This window comes from Microvirga rosea (genome assembly GCF_020595095.1).
GTDB classification, from domain to species: domain Bacteria; phylum Pseudomonadota; class Alphaproteobacteria; order Rhizobiales; family Beijerinckiaceae; genus Microvirga; species Microvirga rosea.
The window spans coordinates 93,366-106,226 of record NZ_JAJDOP010000007.1; the positions used below are offsets into that span (position 1 = coordinate 93,366).

15 protein-coding genes and 1 other RNA gene are annotated in these 12,861 nt (G+C 65.3%); 1 reads left to right on the forward strand and 15 read right to left on the reverse strand.

Annotation, left to right across the window (positions count from 1 at the left end):
* Positions 1-10: 10 nt before the first annotated feature.
* Genes tolB through tolQ form a run of 4 tightly spaced genes read right to left on the reverse strand, consistent with a single transcriptional unit; the run spans position 11 to position 3,694 of the window.
* Positions 11-1,351 (reverse strand): Tol-Pal system beta propeller repeat protein TolB, encoded by a 1,341-nt coding sequence (gene tolB / locus LJD17_RS17510; protein ID WP_406600838.1) that lies wholly within the window; start codon positions 1,349-1,351, stop codon positions 11-13.
* Between the two features lie 17 nt (positions 1,352-1,368).
* Positions 1,369-2,490, reverse strand: coding sequence for a cell envelope integrity protein TolA (tolA, locus tag LJD17_RS17515; RefSeq protein ID WP_264478468.1), 1,122 nt, complete (start codon positions 2,488-2,490; stop codon positions 1,369-1,371).
* A gap of 25 nt (positions 2,491-2,515) precedes the next feature.
* Positions 2,516-2,962 (reverse strand): ExbD/TolR family protein, encoded by a 447-nt coding sequence (locus tag LJD17_RS17520; RefSeq protein ID WP_227385499.1) that lies wholly within the window; start codon positions 2,960-2,962, stop codon positions 2,516-2,518.
* Between the two features lie 12 nt (positions 2,963-2,974).
* Positions 2,975-3,694 (reverse strand): protein TolQ, encoded by a 720-nt coding sequence (tolQ, locus tag LJD17_RS17525; RefSeq protein ID WP_227385500.1) that lies wholly within the window; start codon positions 3,692-3,694, stop codon positions 2,975-2,977.
* A 237-nt stretch (positions 3,695-3,931) separates the two neighbouring features.
* On the opposite strand from tolQ, the gene LJD17_RS17530 reads away from it, so the two are divergent.
* Positions 3,932-5,419 carry a mannitol dehydrogenase family protein gene (locus tag LJD17_RS17530; RefSeq protein WP_227385501.1) on the forward strand — a complete coding sequence of 496 codons (1,488 nt, stop codon included), beginning with the start codon at positions 3,932-3,934 and terminating at the stop codon, positions 5,417-5,419.
* Between the two features lie 6 nt (positions 5,420-5,425).
* Here LJD17_RS17530 and ybgC read toward each other — a convergent pair whose 3' ends face one another.
* From ybgC to LJD17_RS17585, 11 genes are all read right to left on the reverse strand, one after another.
* Positions 5,426-5,875 (reverse strand): tol-pal system-associated acyl-CoA thioesterase, encoded by a 450-nt coding sequence (gene ybgC / locus LJD17_RS17535; protein ID WP_227385619.1) that lies wholly within the window; start codon positions 5,873-5,875, stop codon positions 5,426-5,428.
* Positions 5,876-5,933: 58 nt separating this feature from the next.
* Positions 5,934-6,980, reverse strand: a complete 1,047-nt coding sequence (gene ruvB, locus LJD17_RS17540; RefSeq protein ID WP_227385502.1) for a Holliday junction branch migration DNA helicase RuvB — start codon at positions 6,978-6,980, stop codon at positions 5,934-5,936.
* Between the two features lie 150 nt (positions 6,981-7,130).
* Positions 7,131-7,748, reverse strand: a complete 618-nt coding sequence (gene ruvA / locus LJD17_RS17545; protein ID WP_227385503.1) for a Holliday junction branch migration protein RuvA — start codon at positions 7,746-7,748, stop codon at positions 7,131-7,133.
* A 141-nt stretch (positions 7,749-7,889) separates the two neighbouring features.
* Entirely contained in the window at positions 7,890-8,393 is a 504-nt protein-coding gene (ruvC, locus tag LJD17_RS17550; RefSeq protein WP_227385504.1) for a crossover junction endodeoxyribonuclease RuvC, read from the reverse strand.
* 2 nt (positions 8,394-8,395) lie between these two features.
* Positions 8,396-9,142 (reverse strand): YebC/PmpR family DNA-binding transcriptional regulator, encoded by a 747-nt coding sequence (locus tag LJD17_RS17555; protein ID WP_227385505.1) that lies wholly within the window; start codon positions 9,140-9,142, stop codon positions 8,396-8,398.
* 117 nt (positions 9,143-9,259) lie between these two features.
* Positions 9,260-9,934: an exopolysaccharide biosynthesis protein gene (locus LJD17_RS17560; RefSeq protein ID WP_227385506.1), complete on the reverse strand. Its 675-nt coding sequence runs from the start codon at positions 9,932-9,934 to the stop codon at positions 9,260-9,262.
* Between the two features lie 59 nt (positions 9,935-9,993).
* Positions 9,994-10,815 (reverse strand): TIGR00282 family metallophosphoesterase, encoded by an 822-nt coding sequence (locus LJD17_RS17565; RefSeq protein ID WP_227385507.1) that lies wholly within the window; start codon positions 10,813-10,815, stop codon positions 9,994-9,996.
* A gap of 9 nt (positions 10,816-10,824) precedes the next feature.
* Positions 10,825-11,421 (reverse strand): 5-formyltetrahydrofolate cyclo-ligase, encoded by a 597-nt coding sequence (locus LJD17_RS17570; RefSeq protein WP_227385508.1) that lies wholly within the window; start codon positions 11,419-11,421, stop codon positions 10,825-10,827.
* Between the two features lie 4 nt (positions 11,422-11,425).
* Positions 11,426-11,581, reverse strand: a non-coding RNA gene (gene ssrS / locus LJD17_RS17575) — 6S RNA.
* A gap of 68 nt (positions 11,582-11,649) precedes the next feature.
* A complete protein-coding gene (locus LJD17_RS17580; RefSeq protein ID WP_227385509.1) occupies positions 11,650-12,420 on the reverse strand; it encodes a GNAT family N-acetyltransferase in 771 nt (256 codons plus the stop codon).
* A 71-nt stretch (positions 12,421-12,491) separates the two neighbouring features.
* Positions 12,492-12,860 carry a cell division protein ZapA gene (locus tag LJD17_RS17585; RefSeq protein WP_227385510.1) on the reverse strand — a complete coding sequence of 123 codons (369 nt, stop codon included), beginning with the start codon at positions 12,858-12,860 and terminating at the stop codon, positions 12,492-12,494.
* Between the last annotated feature and the right edge of the window lies 1 nt (position 12,861).

Sequence of the window (12,861 nt, forward strand, 5' to 3'; positions counted from 1 at the left end):
GGTCCGTGGACTAGCCGCCCCGGTTCTCGCTGAGAAGCGGGGACCAGGTCGGATCCGACGCATAGGACGGGGTCGGCACCGGCTGTTCGACCCGCCCGGTGATGTCGACCATGTAGAGCTTGCCGCCCGCCTGCCCGCCGGGATCGCGGAAGAACAGGATATACTGGCCGTTGGGCGCCCAAGTGGGGCTCTCGTTGTGGAAGCCTTCCGTCAGGATGCGTTCGCCGGACCCGTCGGGCTTCATGATACCGATGGCGAAGCCGCCGGCGCGGCGCTTGGTGAAGGCGATATAGTCGCCGCGCGGCGACCAGGCCGGCTGCGAATAGGATCCGTCACCGAAGGAGATGCGGCGCTGGTTCGAGCCGTCCGCATTCATGGCGTAGACCTGCTGCTGGCCGCCGCGGTCGCTCTCGAACACGATCTGCGAGCCGTCGGGGGAGAAGGACGGGGACGTGTCGATGGCGGCGGTGGAGGTCAGGCGGGTGGTGGCGCGGGAGTTCAGGTCCATCATGAAGATGTTGGCGTTGCCTCCCTGCTGCAGGCTCATGACGATGCGCTGACCGTCGGGCGAGAAACGCGGGCTCGAGGTCATGTCCGGGAAGTTGCCGACCACTTGGCGCGAGCCGGTCTCCAGGTTGATCACCTGCACGCGGGGCTGCTGCCCCTCCACCTGGGACATGTAGGTGATGTCCTGGGACGCGGGCGAGTAGCGCGGCGTGACGACGAGGTTGTCCCCTTGGGTCAGGAAGCGGACATTGGCGCCGTCCTGGTCCATGATCGCGAGCCGCTTGCGCCGGTTCTCCTTCGGGCCGGACTCGTCGACGAACACGATGCGCGTGTCGAAGAAGCCGCCGAAGCCCGTGAGCTTGGTATAGACCGCGTCGGAGATGATATGGCCGACGCGGCGCCAGAAGTTCGGATCCGTCATGTATTGCTGGCCGGTGAGCTGCTGGCCCGTATCCACGTCCCAGAGCCGGAACTCGGCCTTGAGACGTCCGGAAGGATCACGTGTGACCCGGCCGGTCACCAGCGCCTGAGCGCCCGCGAGCTTCCAGGCCTCGAAGCGCGGCGCCACGTCGAAGGCGGGCCGCTCGGGAAACCGCGACCGGTCGAGGGGGGCGAAATAGCCCGAGCGCTGCAGGTTGTTCGAGATGATCCCCGAAACCCGCTGTCCGAGATCGCCTTCGCCAGCGAAATCGGCGACCGCGATCGGCATGGGCTGGAACTGCCCTCCCGGGCCGACCCGGAAGCTCAGCTCTGCGTGCGCGACAGGAGCCACTGCAACGATCGACAAGACAAAGGTCAGGACAACTGCAAGACTGGATACGATACGGGTGATCATGGCTTTCATCTTAAGCATGAGGGGCTTCAGATCATGGGATCGAAATAGACCTTCAGCATTTTCCAATCGGAATACTGAGGGGCATACTGAGCAGGGACACGATAGGGCGCACACCGACGAACAGCGCGCAGGGCTGCATCCGCAACGGCACGATCAGTTGAGTTCGGTCCGCTCTGAACAACGGAAGGATCTTGTGCCAGCGTTCCGTCCGGATTGAGGCGAACGTCCAGCAATGGAGCGACTGCATTTCCGGCAGATGCGCTAATCGGTGGCGTAAAGCAGCGTTTCATCTGCTCTTGAAGAATTCCCATCAATGCATCACGCTGACTGGGATTAAGTTTCGCGGCCGACCCCGTCGCGGTGCCGAGCGAGGCGGTCTTCTGGACCTCCGCGCCGGTCGCGCCGGTGGATTGGTTCCGTTCCTTGTTCTCCAGGAACTGCTTGATGTCGCCCATGTCGAGCTTCTTGGCGACCTGCGCTTCCTTGCGGGCCTTGGCTTCCGCTTCGGCTTTCGCCTTGGCTTCCGCGACCTTCTTGGCCTCGGCCTCGGCTTTCGCTTTGGCTTCCGCTTCGGCCTTGGCTTTCGCCTCGGCGACCTTCTTGGCTTCAGCCTGAGCCTTCGCCTCGGCCTCCGCCTTGGCTTTCGCTTCCGCCTCGGACTTCGCCTTCTCCGCGGCCTTGGCGCGCTCGATCGCTTCCGCCTCGGCCTTGGCCTCGGCGAGCTTCTTTTCTTCCTCGAGCGCCTTGGCCTTCGCCTCGGCTTCGGCCTGGGTGGGCTTGGGCGGTGGAGGCGGCGGAGGAGGCTGGGCGGCAACCGTCTCTTCCTTGTCGGCGACCTTCATCTCTTCCGGGCGCTTGGGCGGCGCCGGAACATCGCGCTTGTCCTCGCCCGGGTCGCGCAGCTCGGCCTTGTCGGCCACCCGCTCGGCGCGGGGCTTGGGCTGCTGCAGGACCGCCTTGGCGGTCTTCTCGCCCTTGGTGATCTGGGAAAACTGGTTGTCGGTGATGACCTCGACCGGGATGCCTTCTTCCGCGCTGGGGAACTCGTGGACAGCCGACAGGCCGACGAGAGCCGCGGTCAGGAGCACCACATGGGTGGCGCCCGAGACCCAGAGCCCCGGTTCGGAGGAGTTGAACTTCAGCTTCAACGCCACGGCCTCGCCCCTATCCCGTTCAGCGCTGATCCGGCTCCGTGACAAGCGCGACGCGCTTGTATCCGGCCCCGGTGACAATGGACATGATCTGGGCGACACGGCCGTAATCGACCTTCTTGTCGCCCCGCACGAAGACCCGCTCGTCGAGGCCGCCCTTCGCGACCTCGGCCAGCTTGCCGACGATGGCATCGTCGGGCAGTTCCGCATCGCCCATGAAGACCTGTCCGGTCGCCTTGATGGACAGGGTCACGGGCTTTGCATCCATGTTGAGCGGCGCCGCCTTGGTCTGCGGCAGATCGAGCGGCACGCCCGCCGTCATCATGGGCGCCGCCACCATGAAGATGATGAGCAACACCAGCATGACGTCGATGAAAGGCGTCATGTTGATCTCGTTCATGGCGCCGCCGCGATGAGCGCGCCGACGGCGCCTACTACCGCCCTTTGCCATGCCTGCCGTGGATGCCATCGCCAAACCCCCTTACGCCGCGAGCGCGATGCGCTCGTCGATCTGGCGCGACAGAATGGCGGAGAACTCGTCCGCGAAGCCTTCCAGCCGCGACTGGAGCTTGCCGACTTCGCTTTGAAGCTTGTTGTAGGCCAGCACCGCCGGAATGGCCGCGAACAGGCCGATCGCGGTGGCAAAGAGCGCCTCGGCGATGCCCGGCGCCACGACGGCGAGGCTCGTGCTCTTGGAGGCGGCAATGGACGTGAAGGAGTTCATGATGCCGACCACGGTGCCGAAGAGCCCGATATAGGGACCGGCGGACCCGATCGAGGCCAGGACCGTGAGCTTGGAATCCAGGCGCTCGACCTCCCGCTGGATCGTCACGTCGAGAACCTTGTCGATCCGCTGAGACAGGCTTTGGAAAGAGCGGCCGGAGCCCTCGAACGACCGCTTCCATTCGCGCATGGCGGCGACGAACACCGCAGCCAGCCCGGTCGCCGGGCGGCTTTGCAGGGAGCGGAACAGCTCCTCGAGAGACTGCCCCGACCAGAACACTTCCTCGAACCGGTTCATCGCCCGCTTGGTGCGGGCATAGAGAAGGGTTTTGTCGATGATGATCGCCCAGCACCACACGGAGGCGCCGAGAAGACCCAGCATCACGAGCTTGACGATGAAGTGGGCCTGCCAGAACAGGCCGAACAGGGACATGTCGTGAGCCACAGGGACAGCCTGGGCCACATCAGCCGGATTCATATTTCGCGTCCTCGCTCTTCGAGCAGCCCGGAACAGGGCTCACCGCGTTCGTAGGAAAATCTTGTGCGTATCATTGTTCGTTCGCGCCTGAATCTGTCGAAAATAAGGGCGTACGGCCAATGGGCTCCGATCTTCCCGATCCGTTACATGTTAAGCACAGATCAAGGTTAAGGGTTGGTTTAAGGGACATCGCGGACGGCGATATGCCGCGTATCTGTGAGCGGGAGAGTTCAAGTCATGGCCCAGCCCCTGTCCCTTTCGACCCTCCCGTCCCTGCCCGCCGCGATCGACCGCCCGACCTATGAGCGCGGTTCGTTACGGCCCGGAATTCTCCATATCGGCGTCGGAAATTTCCATCGCGCGCATCAGGCGGTCTATCTCGACGATCTCTTTCGCGCCGGGCGGGACCGTGATTGGGCCCTGATCGGCGCGGGTGTGCGGTCAGGTGACCAGGCCATGCGGGACGCCCTGGCGCCGCAGGACTGGCTGACGACGGTGGTGGAGCTGGAGCCCGGCGCTCATCGGGCCCGGGTCACCGGCTCCATGGTGGATTTCGTGCCGGTCCGCGAGGACGGGCGCGCGATCGTCGAGGCCCTTGACGATCCGCGCCTACGGATCGTCTCCCTCACCGTCACGGAGGGCGGCTACTGCATCGACCCGGCGACGGGCGCCTTCAATCCCGACCATCCGGAGATCCGCCATGACGCGGCTCATCCCGATTCGCCCAAAGGGGTGTTCGGCATTCTGGCGGCGGCCCTCAGGCGCCGCCGTGAGCAGGGAGTTGCCCCTTTCACGGTCATGTCCTGCGACAATATTCCGGGCAACGGCCATGTGGCGATGAATGCGGTGGCAGGGCTCCTCGACCTTTACGACCCGGCCCTTGCCGCCTTCGTGCGCCAGGAAGTGGCCTTCCCCAACAGCATGGTCGACCGCATCACCCCGGCCACGAGCGACCGAGAACGCGCCATGCTGGAGGAGCGTTTTGGCATTCGGGACAATTGGCCTGTCTTCTGCGAGCCCTTCCGTCAATGGGTTCTGGAAGACCGCTTCCCGAGCGGCCGCCCGGCCCTGGAGGAGGTGGGCGTCACCTTCACGCCGGACGTGGCCGCCTATGAGCTCATGAAAATCCGCATCCTCAACGGCGGGCATGCGGCGCTCGCCTACCCGGCCGGGCTGCTCGGCATTCACTTCGTGCATGACGCCATGGCGGACCCCCAGGTCCGCGCCTTCCTCGACAAGCTGGAAACGCAGGAGATCATCCCTTGCGTGCCGCCGGTCCCCGGCGTGGATCTTCGCGCCTATTACGACCTGATCGCCCGGCGTTTCAGCAACCCGGAGGTGGGCGACACGATCCCCCGGCTGGCGCAGGACGGTTCGAACCGGCAGCCGAAATTCATCCTGCCTTCGACCCGGGACCGCCTGAAGGCGGGCGCCGACGTGACGGGTCTCGCCCTGGTCTCGGCCCTCTGGTGCCGCTCTTGCGCCGGAAACGGGGATGGCGGCTCACCGCCTCGGCTGGACGATCCGCAGGCCGGCCGCCTGATCCCCGCAGCCCGGGCGGCGCAACACGATCCGGAAGCGTTTCTCGGATTGGAGGACATTTTCGGGGACCTCGCGACGGCAGCGCCCTTCCGCTCCCGCTTCGAGGCGGCGCTGCGCAGCCTTTGGCAGGAGGGGACCCGCGCAACCCTTCAGCGCTATCTCGACGGGTCTTTGTCGGTTTGAGGAAAATCACTCCGCCAAGGGCGAGAGGGCCGCGCGCAGCTCATCGGGAATGCGCACGGCGCGCCCACCGCGAACAGCCGCCACGGTGACCTCGGCGGTCACAAGAACGTCCTCGCCGCGCCGGACCTCCTGGAACAGGGTCATCGAGGCGCCGCGCATTTCCTTCGGACGGGTCACCACGGTCAGAACATCGTCCATCAGGGCGGCCCCGAGGAAGTCGATCACCATCTTGCGGACCACGAAGGCGAGGCCTCCCATCTGAGCGTGAAGGTCCGATTGCGCCACCTCGGCGGCCCTCAGAAGCTCCGTCCGTCCCCGCTCCATGAAGCGCAGGTAGCTGGCGTGGTAAACGCGGGCGGAGAAATCCGTGTCCTCGTAGTAAACACGGATCGGCAGAAGATGCGTGTCGCCCACGAGCCGGCCGGGAAGATGACCCGAAATCCCGGCGTCCGGCATCGCACTCCCGCCCGGAGAGGTTGCCTCAGGCCTCAGCGCGACAGGGTCGTGCGCCTTTTCACGCATCTTCGTCCCCGTTGAACAAGCCGAACTGGGCCGCCGTCTCGCGGGCAGGCTCGGCGAGGCCGAGATGCTTGAAGGCATGGGGCGTCAGAATGCGCCCGCGGGGAGTCCGCTGCACGAAGCCCTTCTGGATCAGGTACGGCTCGATAATGTCCTCGATGGCGTCGCGCGGCTCGGAGAGGGCCGCCGCGATGGTCTCGATGCCGACCGGGCCGCCGCCGAAGGAAGTGGCGATCATGGTCAAGTACTTGCGATCCATCAGGTCGAGACCGATGGGATCCACATCGAGGAGGCGCAAGGATCGGTCGGCGAGATCGCGGCTCACCGTCTGGACGCCTTCGACGATGGCGAAATCGCGCACCCGGCGCAGGAGGCGCCCGGCGATGCGGGGCGTGCCCCGGGAACGGCGGGCGATCTCGTTGGCGCCCTCGTCGCTCATGCCGAGACCGAGCACCCGGGCACCGCGCCGGACGATGTGCTCGAGTTCCTCGACCGTGTAGAACTCAAGACGGATCGGAATGCCGAAGCGATCGCGCAGGGGCGTGGTGAGCAGGCCCGCGCGGGTGGTGGCGCCGACAAGGGTGAATTTCGGCAGCTCGATCTTCACCGAGCGGGCCGCCGGGCCTTCGCCGATGATGAGGTCGAGCTGGTAATCCTCCATGGCGGGATAGAGAATTTCCTCCACGGCCGGGTTGAGCCGGTGGATCTCGTCGATGAAGAGCACGTCGCGCTCTTCGAGGTTGGTGAGCTGCGCCGCCAGATCGCCCGCCTTGGCGATGACCGGTCCGGAGGTCGAGCGGAAATTGACCCCGAGCTCGCGGGCCACGATCTGCGCCAGGGTCGTCTTGCCGAGGCCGGGAGGGCCGACGAAAAGCACGTGGTCGAGCGCATCGCCCCGGGTTTTGGCGGCGTTGATGAAGACCTGAAGGTTGGCGCGCGCGGCAGCCTGGCCCGTGAAGTCGGACAGCGACAACGGCCGGATCGACGCATCGACATCGTCCTCGCGTTTCTCGGGGCTGAGCAGGCGGCGTGAATCGGTCAAAGAGACTTACCTTCCGGAACCATCATCAAGAGGAACTCTGATCTCATACGCTAATTTGCGACAGGATCAAAACAGGAACGACCATCGGCCGCGGGCCGGCCGAAGGAGCGCCTCTTATCAATGCCGCGTGCGGGTGCCAACTTCCGGCTCCTACCGGGCCAATTCCTTCAGCCCCAGCCGGATCAGCGTCTTCGCCTCGGCCTCTTCGCCCGCCTGCCTCATGGCGGCGGCTACGGCGGCGGAGGCCTGGACCTGAGGGTAGCCGAGATTGACGAGAGCCGAGATGGCGTCGGCCACCGGGGCAGGCGCGCTCCGGTCCTCCACCGCGCCGGTGAGGCGGATCAGGGCCGGGTCCACGGAGGCGAAGGCGGGCGCCTTGTCCTTGAGTTCGGACACGATGCGCTGGGCGAGTTTGGGGCCGACGCCGGGCCCGCGTGCGACGGAGGCCTTGTCGCCGGTGGCGATGGCGGTGGCAAGGCTCCCCGGATCGAGCACGGAGAGGATGCCGAGCGCCACCTTGGAGCCCACGCCCTGCACGCTCTGGAGCAAGCGGAACCATTCGCGCTCCGCATCGGACTTGAAGCCGAACAGGCGGATCAGGTCCTCCCGCACATGGGTCTCGATGGAGAGCACCGCCGCCTCGCCGACCGGGGGCAGGTTCTGGAGCGTGCGGGAGGAGCAATGGACCACATAGCCGACCCCGTGCACGTCGATGATGACGAAGTCTTCGCCGTAGGAATCCACCACGCCTTTGAGTTTGCCGATCACGGTCCTTATCCCCTCCACTGTCATCCCCGCGAAGGCGGGGATCCATAACCGCTGACGGTTCTGTCTTCTGCTCTGCCGGTGTTCATGGGTTCCGGGCTTCGCTCCACCGTCCCGGAATGACAGTGGTTGTTCTGTAACAAATTAAAGGCTGGCCACCAAAGCCCGCGCCTTGCGATGGTGCGCATGGGCGATGGCGATGGCGAGCGCGTCGGCGGCATCCGCTTTCTTGAAGTCGGCCTTGGGCAGCAGGATCTTCACCATGGCCTGCACCTGGTCCTTCTCGGCGTGGCCGGCGCCCACCACCGTCTTCTTCACCTGGTTCGCGCCGTATTCCGCCACGGGCAGGTTGTGGAGCGCCGGCACCAGGAGCGACATGGCGCGGGCCTGGCCGAGCTTGAGGGTCGCCTGCGCGTCCTTGTTGACGAACGTCTCCTCGACGGCGACCTCGTCGGGTGTCCAGGTGCGGACCACCTCCGTAAGGCGGTCGTGAAGCTGCTTGAGGCGCTGGGCGAGGCCCAGATCCCCATCGGAGGTCACGACCCCGCAGGCGATGAAGGAGAGCCTCGTCCCCTCGACGGTGATGACGCCCCAGCCCGTGTTGCGCAGGCCGGGGTCGAGACCGAGGATGCGGACGCGCTCGCTCACATTCAGCCTGCCATCTTCTGCATCAGCGCTTCGGACAGCTCGAAATTGCCGTAGACGTTCTGCACGTCGTCATGCTCCTCGAGGGTCTCCATGAGCCTCATCAGCTTTTCGCCCGCCTCGTCGTCCACCACCACCGGGGTCTGAGGCTTCCAGATGAGCTTCGATGCCTTCGGCTCGCCGAACTTCTCTTCCAGCGCCTTGGTGACCTCGTTGAGCGAGCCCTGGTCGCAGTAGATCTCGTGGCCGTTCTCGGTGGACGCCACGTCATCGGCCCCGGCCTCGATTGCCGCCTCCAGCACCGCGTCGGCGCTTGCGACCTCAGGGCCGAACTCCACGAACCCTACCCGGTCGAACATGAACGAGACGGCGCCGGTTTCGGCAAGGTTTCCGCCGCTCTTGGTGAAATAGGAGCGGATGTCCGAGGCCGTGCGGTTCCGGTTGTCGGTCATCGCCTCGACGATCAGGGCGGCGCCGCCCGGGCCATAGCCCTCGTAGCGGATTTCCTCGTAGTTCTCGCCATCGTTGCCGGCAGCCTTGTTGATGGCGCGCTGAATGTTGTCCTTGGGCATGTTTTCCGCGCGGGCGGCGAGGATCGCGGCACGCAGGCGCGGGTTCATGTTCGGATCGGGCAGCCCCATCTTGGCCGCGACGGTGATTTCGCGAGCAAGCTTGGAGAACACCTTCGAGCGGACGGCGTCCACCCGGCCCTTGCGGTGCATGATATTCTTGAACTGTGAATGTCCGGCCATGGGGCCTCCGCAGATCGCGACCGAGAACGTCTTGGCGTTCAAGAGCCCATCAGGCCGCGGATGTTGACGATGAAGGGCTTATAAGGCGGCTCACCGCCGGAGGCAAAGCCCCCTCGATCAGATCCCGAACCAACTGGTCAGGGCAGCCCGGATCAGATGGTAGGAGGCCCCTAAGACGGTTGCCGTATAGGCAAGCCCGGCGATCCCGATCAGATAGCCCACCAGCAGGAGATACCCATCCTCTTCCATGACGGCGATCGACACCACCACGAGGGCGATGGAAGGCGGGAAATTCGTGCCCGGAAAGGGGATCAGGACCGACACTGCCACCAGGAAGGCGAAGAGCCCCACGATCCGGTCGCCCATGACGCTGAAAAGCTGCGGCAGCCGAGGTTTGCAATAGCCTTCGAGCCAGCGCAGCCTCGGCTCCGCCACGTCGATAAGCGACTTGAATTTCGCGACCGAGACCGAACGCCGTTTCACGAAGCCCGGAAGCCAGGGATGCCGGTGTCCGAGCATCATCTGAATGCCGAAGATCAGAACCGGCGTGCCGACGATCCCGGCGATTCCGGGAATGTTGGGCACGCAGTTCGGCAGGCTGAACAGGATCAGGACGAAACCGAAGGCGCGCTCGCCAAAGGCATCGATGATCTCGCCAATGGTGATGGTTTCGCCTTCGGCCCCGTCGATCACCGCCCTGAGAACGGCCGACACGCTTTTATGCTGTGCTGCCTCCGGCAAGGCATCGTTGTCACGAACATCATGAAGGGTCTGCGGGTTTTCGGCGTCCACTGGCGTCTCCGTCTGGAGACAGATGGGCACGTTTTGCCGTGAACCAAGGGGACGGGCTTCTAATCCCAGAAGCGCGGCCAGGATTCCTCGAGGTAGGGCCCCAGACGTACGGCGGCGACGCGCACGGCAAGGCCCGTCCGGTCGTCGGTCTCGACCGCGATCCCCGAAAGCGTTCCTTCTCCCAGGCCCGGCTCCATGCGCGGTCCCGGCGTTTTCTGCAGGAAGCGCCGAATGGATTCTTCCTTCTGCATGCCCAAGACGGAATCGTAATCGCCGCACATGCCCGCATCCGACATATAGGCGGTGCCGCCCGGGAGCACCCGGTGATCGGCCGTGGGTACATGGGTGTGCGTTCCGACCACGAGGCTCGCGCGGCCGTCGAGATGATGGCCCATCGCCTCCTTCTCGCTGGTCGCCTCGGCATGAACGTCGACGATGACCGCATCGGCGACTTGAGCGAGCGGGCAGGCATCGAGTTCCCGATCGACCGCCGCGAAGGGATCGTCGAGGGCGTCCATGTAGAGGCGGCCCATGACGTTGATCACGAGGATCCGGTGTCCGGACTGGCTTTCGATGAGGTTGGCGCCCCTCCCGGGCGTTCCGGGCGGGTAGTTGACGGGCCGCAGCAGCCGGGGCTGGCGCTCGATGAAGACAAGCGTCTCGCGCTGATCCCAGCTGTGATTGCCGAGGGTCACGGCGTCGGCGCCGGCCTGAACCAGATCGTCGCAGATCGCCTCGGTGATGCCGAACCCGCCGGCGGAGTTTTCCCCGTTGATGGCCACGAAATCGAGACGCCAGCGATCTCTCAAGGATGGCAGGCGCTCGATGACCGCATTGCGACCGGCCCGTCCGACCACATCGCCGAGAAACAGAAGACGCATGAACAGTCCTTACGATGGGCCACGGGCGGGAGCGGTGCGAACAAGCTCGGTTTCGGTGATGACGAGATCGAGGAAGCGGTCATGAGGCTCCACCGGAACCTCTTCGATCTCCTGAACCGCATAGGCGAGCCCGATGGTCAAGACCGGATGGGTCTTCTCCAGAGCCGCGATAGCCCGGTCGAAATGTCCTTTGCCATAGCCGATCCGCCCTCCGCGCCGATCAAAGGCGAGAAGCGGCACCAGGAGCGCCGTGGGAAAAACCTCCGGCGCGTCGGGCCCCGGTTCCCGGACGCCGAAGCCGCCCTTCACGAGAACGTCCCCCGGCCGCCAGAGCCGGAAGCTCAGGTGCGGATGAAGAATCTGCGAGAGGGCCACGTCCTGGCCGCGGGCGGTCAGCGCTTCCATCAGCGGACGCGGATCGACCTCGCTTCGGATCGGCCAGTAGCTGCCGACCGGATTGATATCCGTCAGGTCGTCCAGGGAAAGGGCCCGTTCGGCGATGCGGTCCGCGGCCTTCGTGCGAAAGGCTTGATCGAGACCGTCACGAATGGTGAACGCCTCGCGGCGGAGCCGTTCCTTGCGCTCGGGAAGAGAGGAAGAAGTCATGAAGTGCGGAGCCACAAAAGCCGTCGGAGAAGCGATCCCGGGAACCTACAAAGTAGGTGGGCGCCGTATGTCCCGGTCCACGGACCGGGTCAGGGACAGCTCCCTTCAGGATCGATAAGGCCCCGGGGAAATGAACTCCTAACGCGCCCCGCAGCCCCGCCTGTTCTATGTAGGGAGCGAATGGGCCGGGGGGAAGAGGAATTTTGAGAATATCGCACGGCGTCCCGGTCACCCGGCGCGGCGATAGTGGTAGCGGAAGATCTCGTCGCGAAATCCAAGCCCCTGATAAAGCGCGACGGCGGGCGCGTTGTCGGCGGCAACCGGCACGCAGGCCCCCGTGGCTCCCCGGACATCGCGGGCCCAGGCAAGGATGGCCGCGATGGTTTTCTGGGCAAGCCCTCGGCGGCGGAATTCCGGATCGGTCGCGACGGAATTGACGCAGACGATCCCGTCATGCACGGCCCCGAAGGCCATCGCCCCGAGCCGCCCGGCGCCGACCGGGACGCTTGCGAAGACCGCCGGAACCGCAAGGGCATCGAGGATCTGGCGGTGAATACGGCGCTCCCGCTCCCGGCGGCCCTGAAGATCCGTGAGGGTTTGCAGCCAATCCTCGCTCGGCCGGCCCTCGTCCAGGGCCACATCCTCCGAGCGAACAGGCTCTCCCTGCTCGAGGCTCACGTGGAGCACGCGGGTCTCATCCTCGGGCGGGGCGTAGCCCCGTTGGTCGAGGATTTGGTCGAGCTGGATCAGGCCGGTGGTCGGAACGCAGAAGATCGTCGGCAATCCCTGGTCGGCATAAAGCGCCTCGCAGTAACGGATCTTCTCGTCCAGAGGGCGTTCGCCCGGGGCCAGGATGTTCACCGAATTCACCCGTCGGGTATAGCCTTGCGAAAAGCGCAGCAACCAGCCGTCGAGGGCGACCTCACGCAAGGCCGGCCAGCCGTTCAGGCAGGCTTCCTGAACCCGGGCCGTCACATCTGTTTTGGAAAAAGCTGCCATCTTGGCAATAGATCAGAAGGGTTTTCCGTCGACAACGCCCTTCCGCAGCGGCGCGCAGGACTTGCCCGGCGTCAACCCTGCCCGGGAGCGTTGAGGCTTCGGGCCAGGAGTTCGATTCGCTCGGCGGCCCGATGCACGCCTTCGGCCAGACGGGACTCGATCGCCTGGGTACGCTCATCTCCCTGCGAGGCGAAACGCCGGAGTTCGGCCAGCTCGGCCTCGGTGGCCGCGAGGCGGCTCCTGGTCTCGTGCATCTCGTCCGCCAGGGTGATGGCGGCCATCACATGGAGCCGCATCTCGCCGATTTCCCCGAAAGCCGCGCGCATCTCCTCGATCTTGGTGTCATAGGAGGCCGCCAGCGCTTCGAGATGCCCCTCCTCGCCGTCGCCGCAGGCGATGCGATAGGTTTTTCCGGCAATGGTCACGGTCACCTGGGCCATG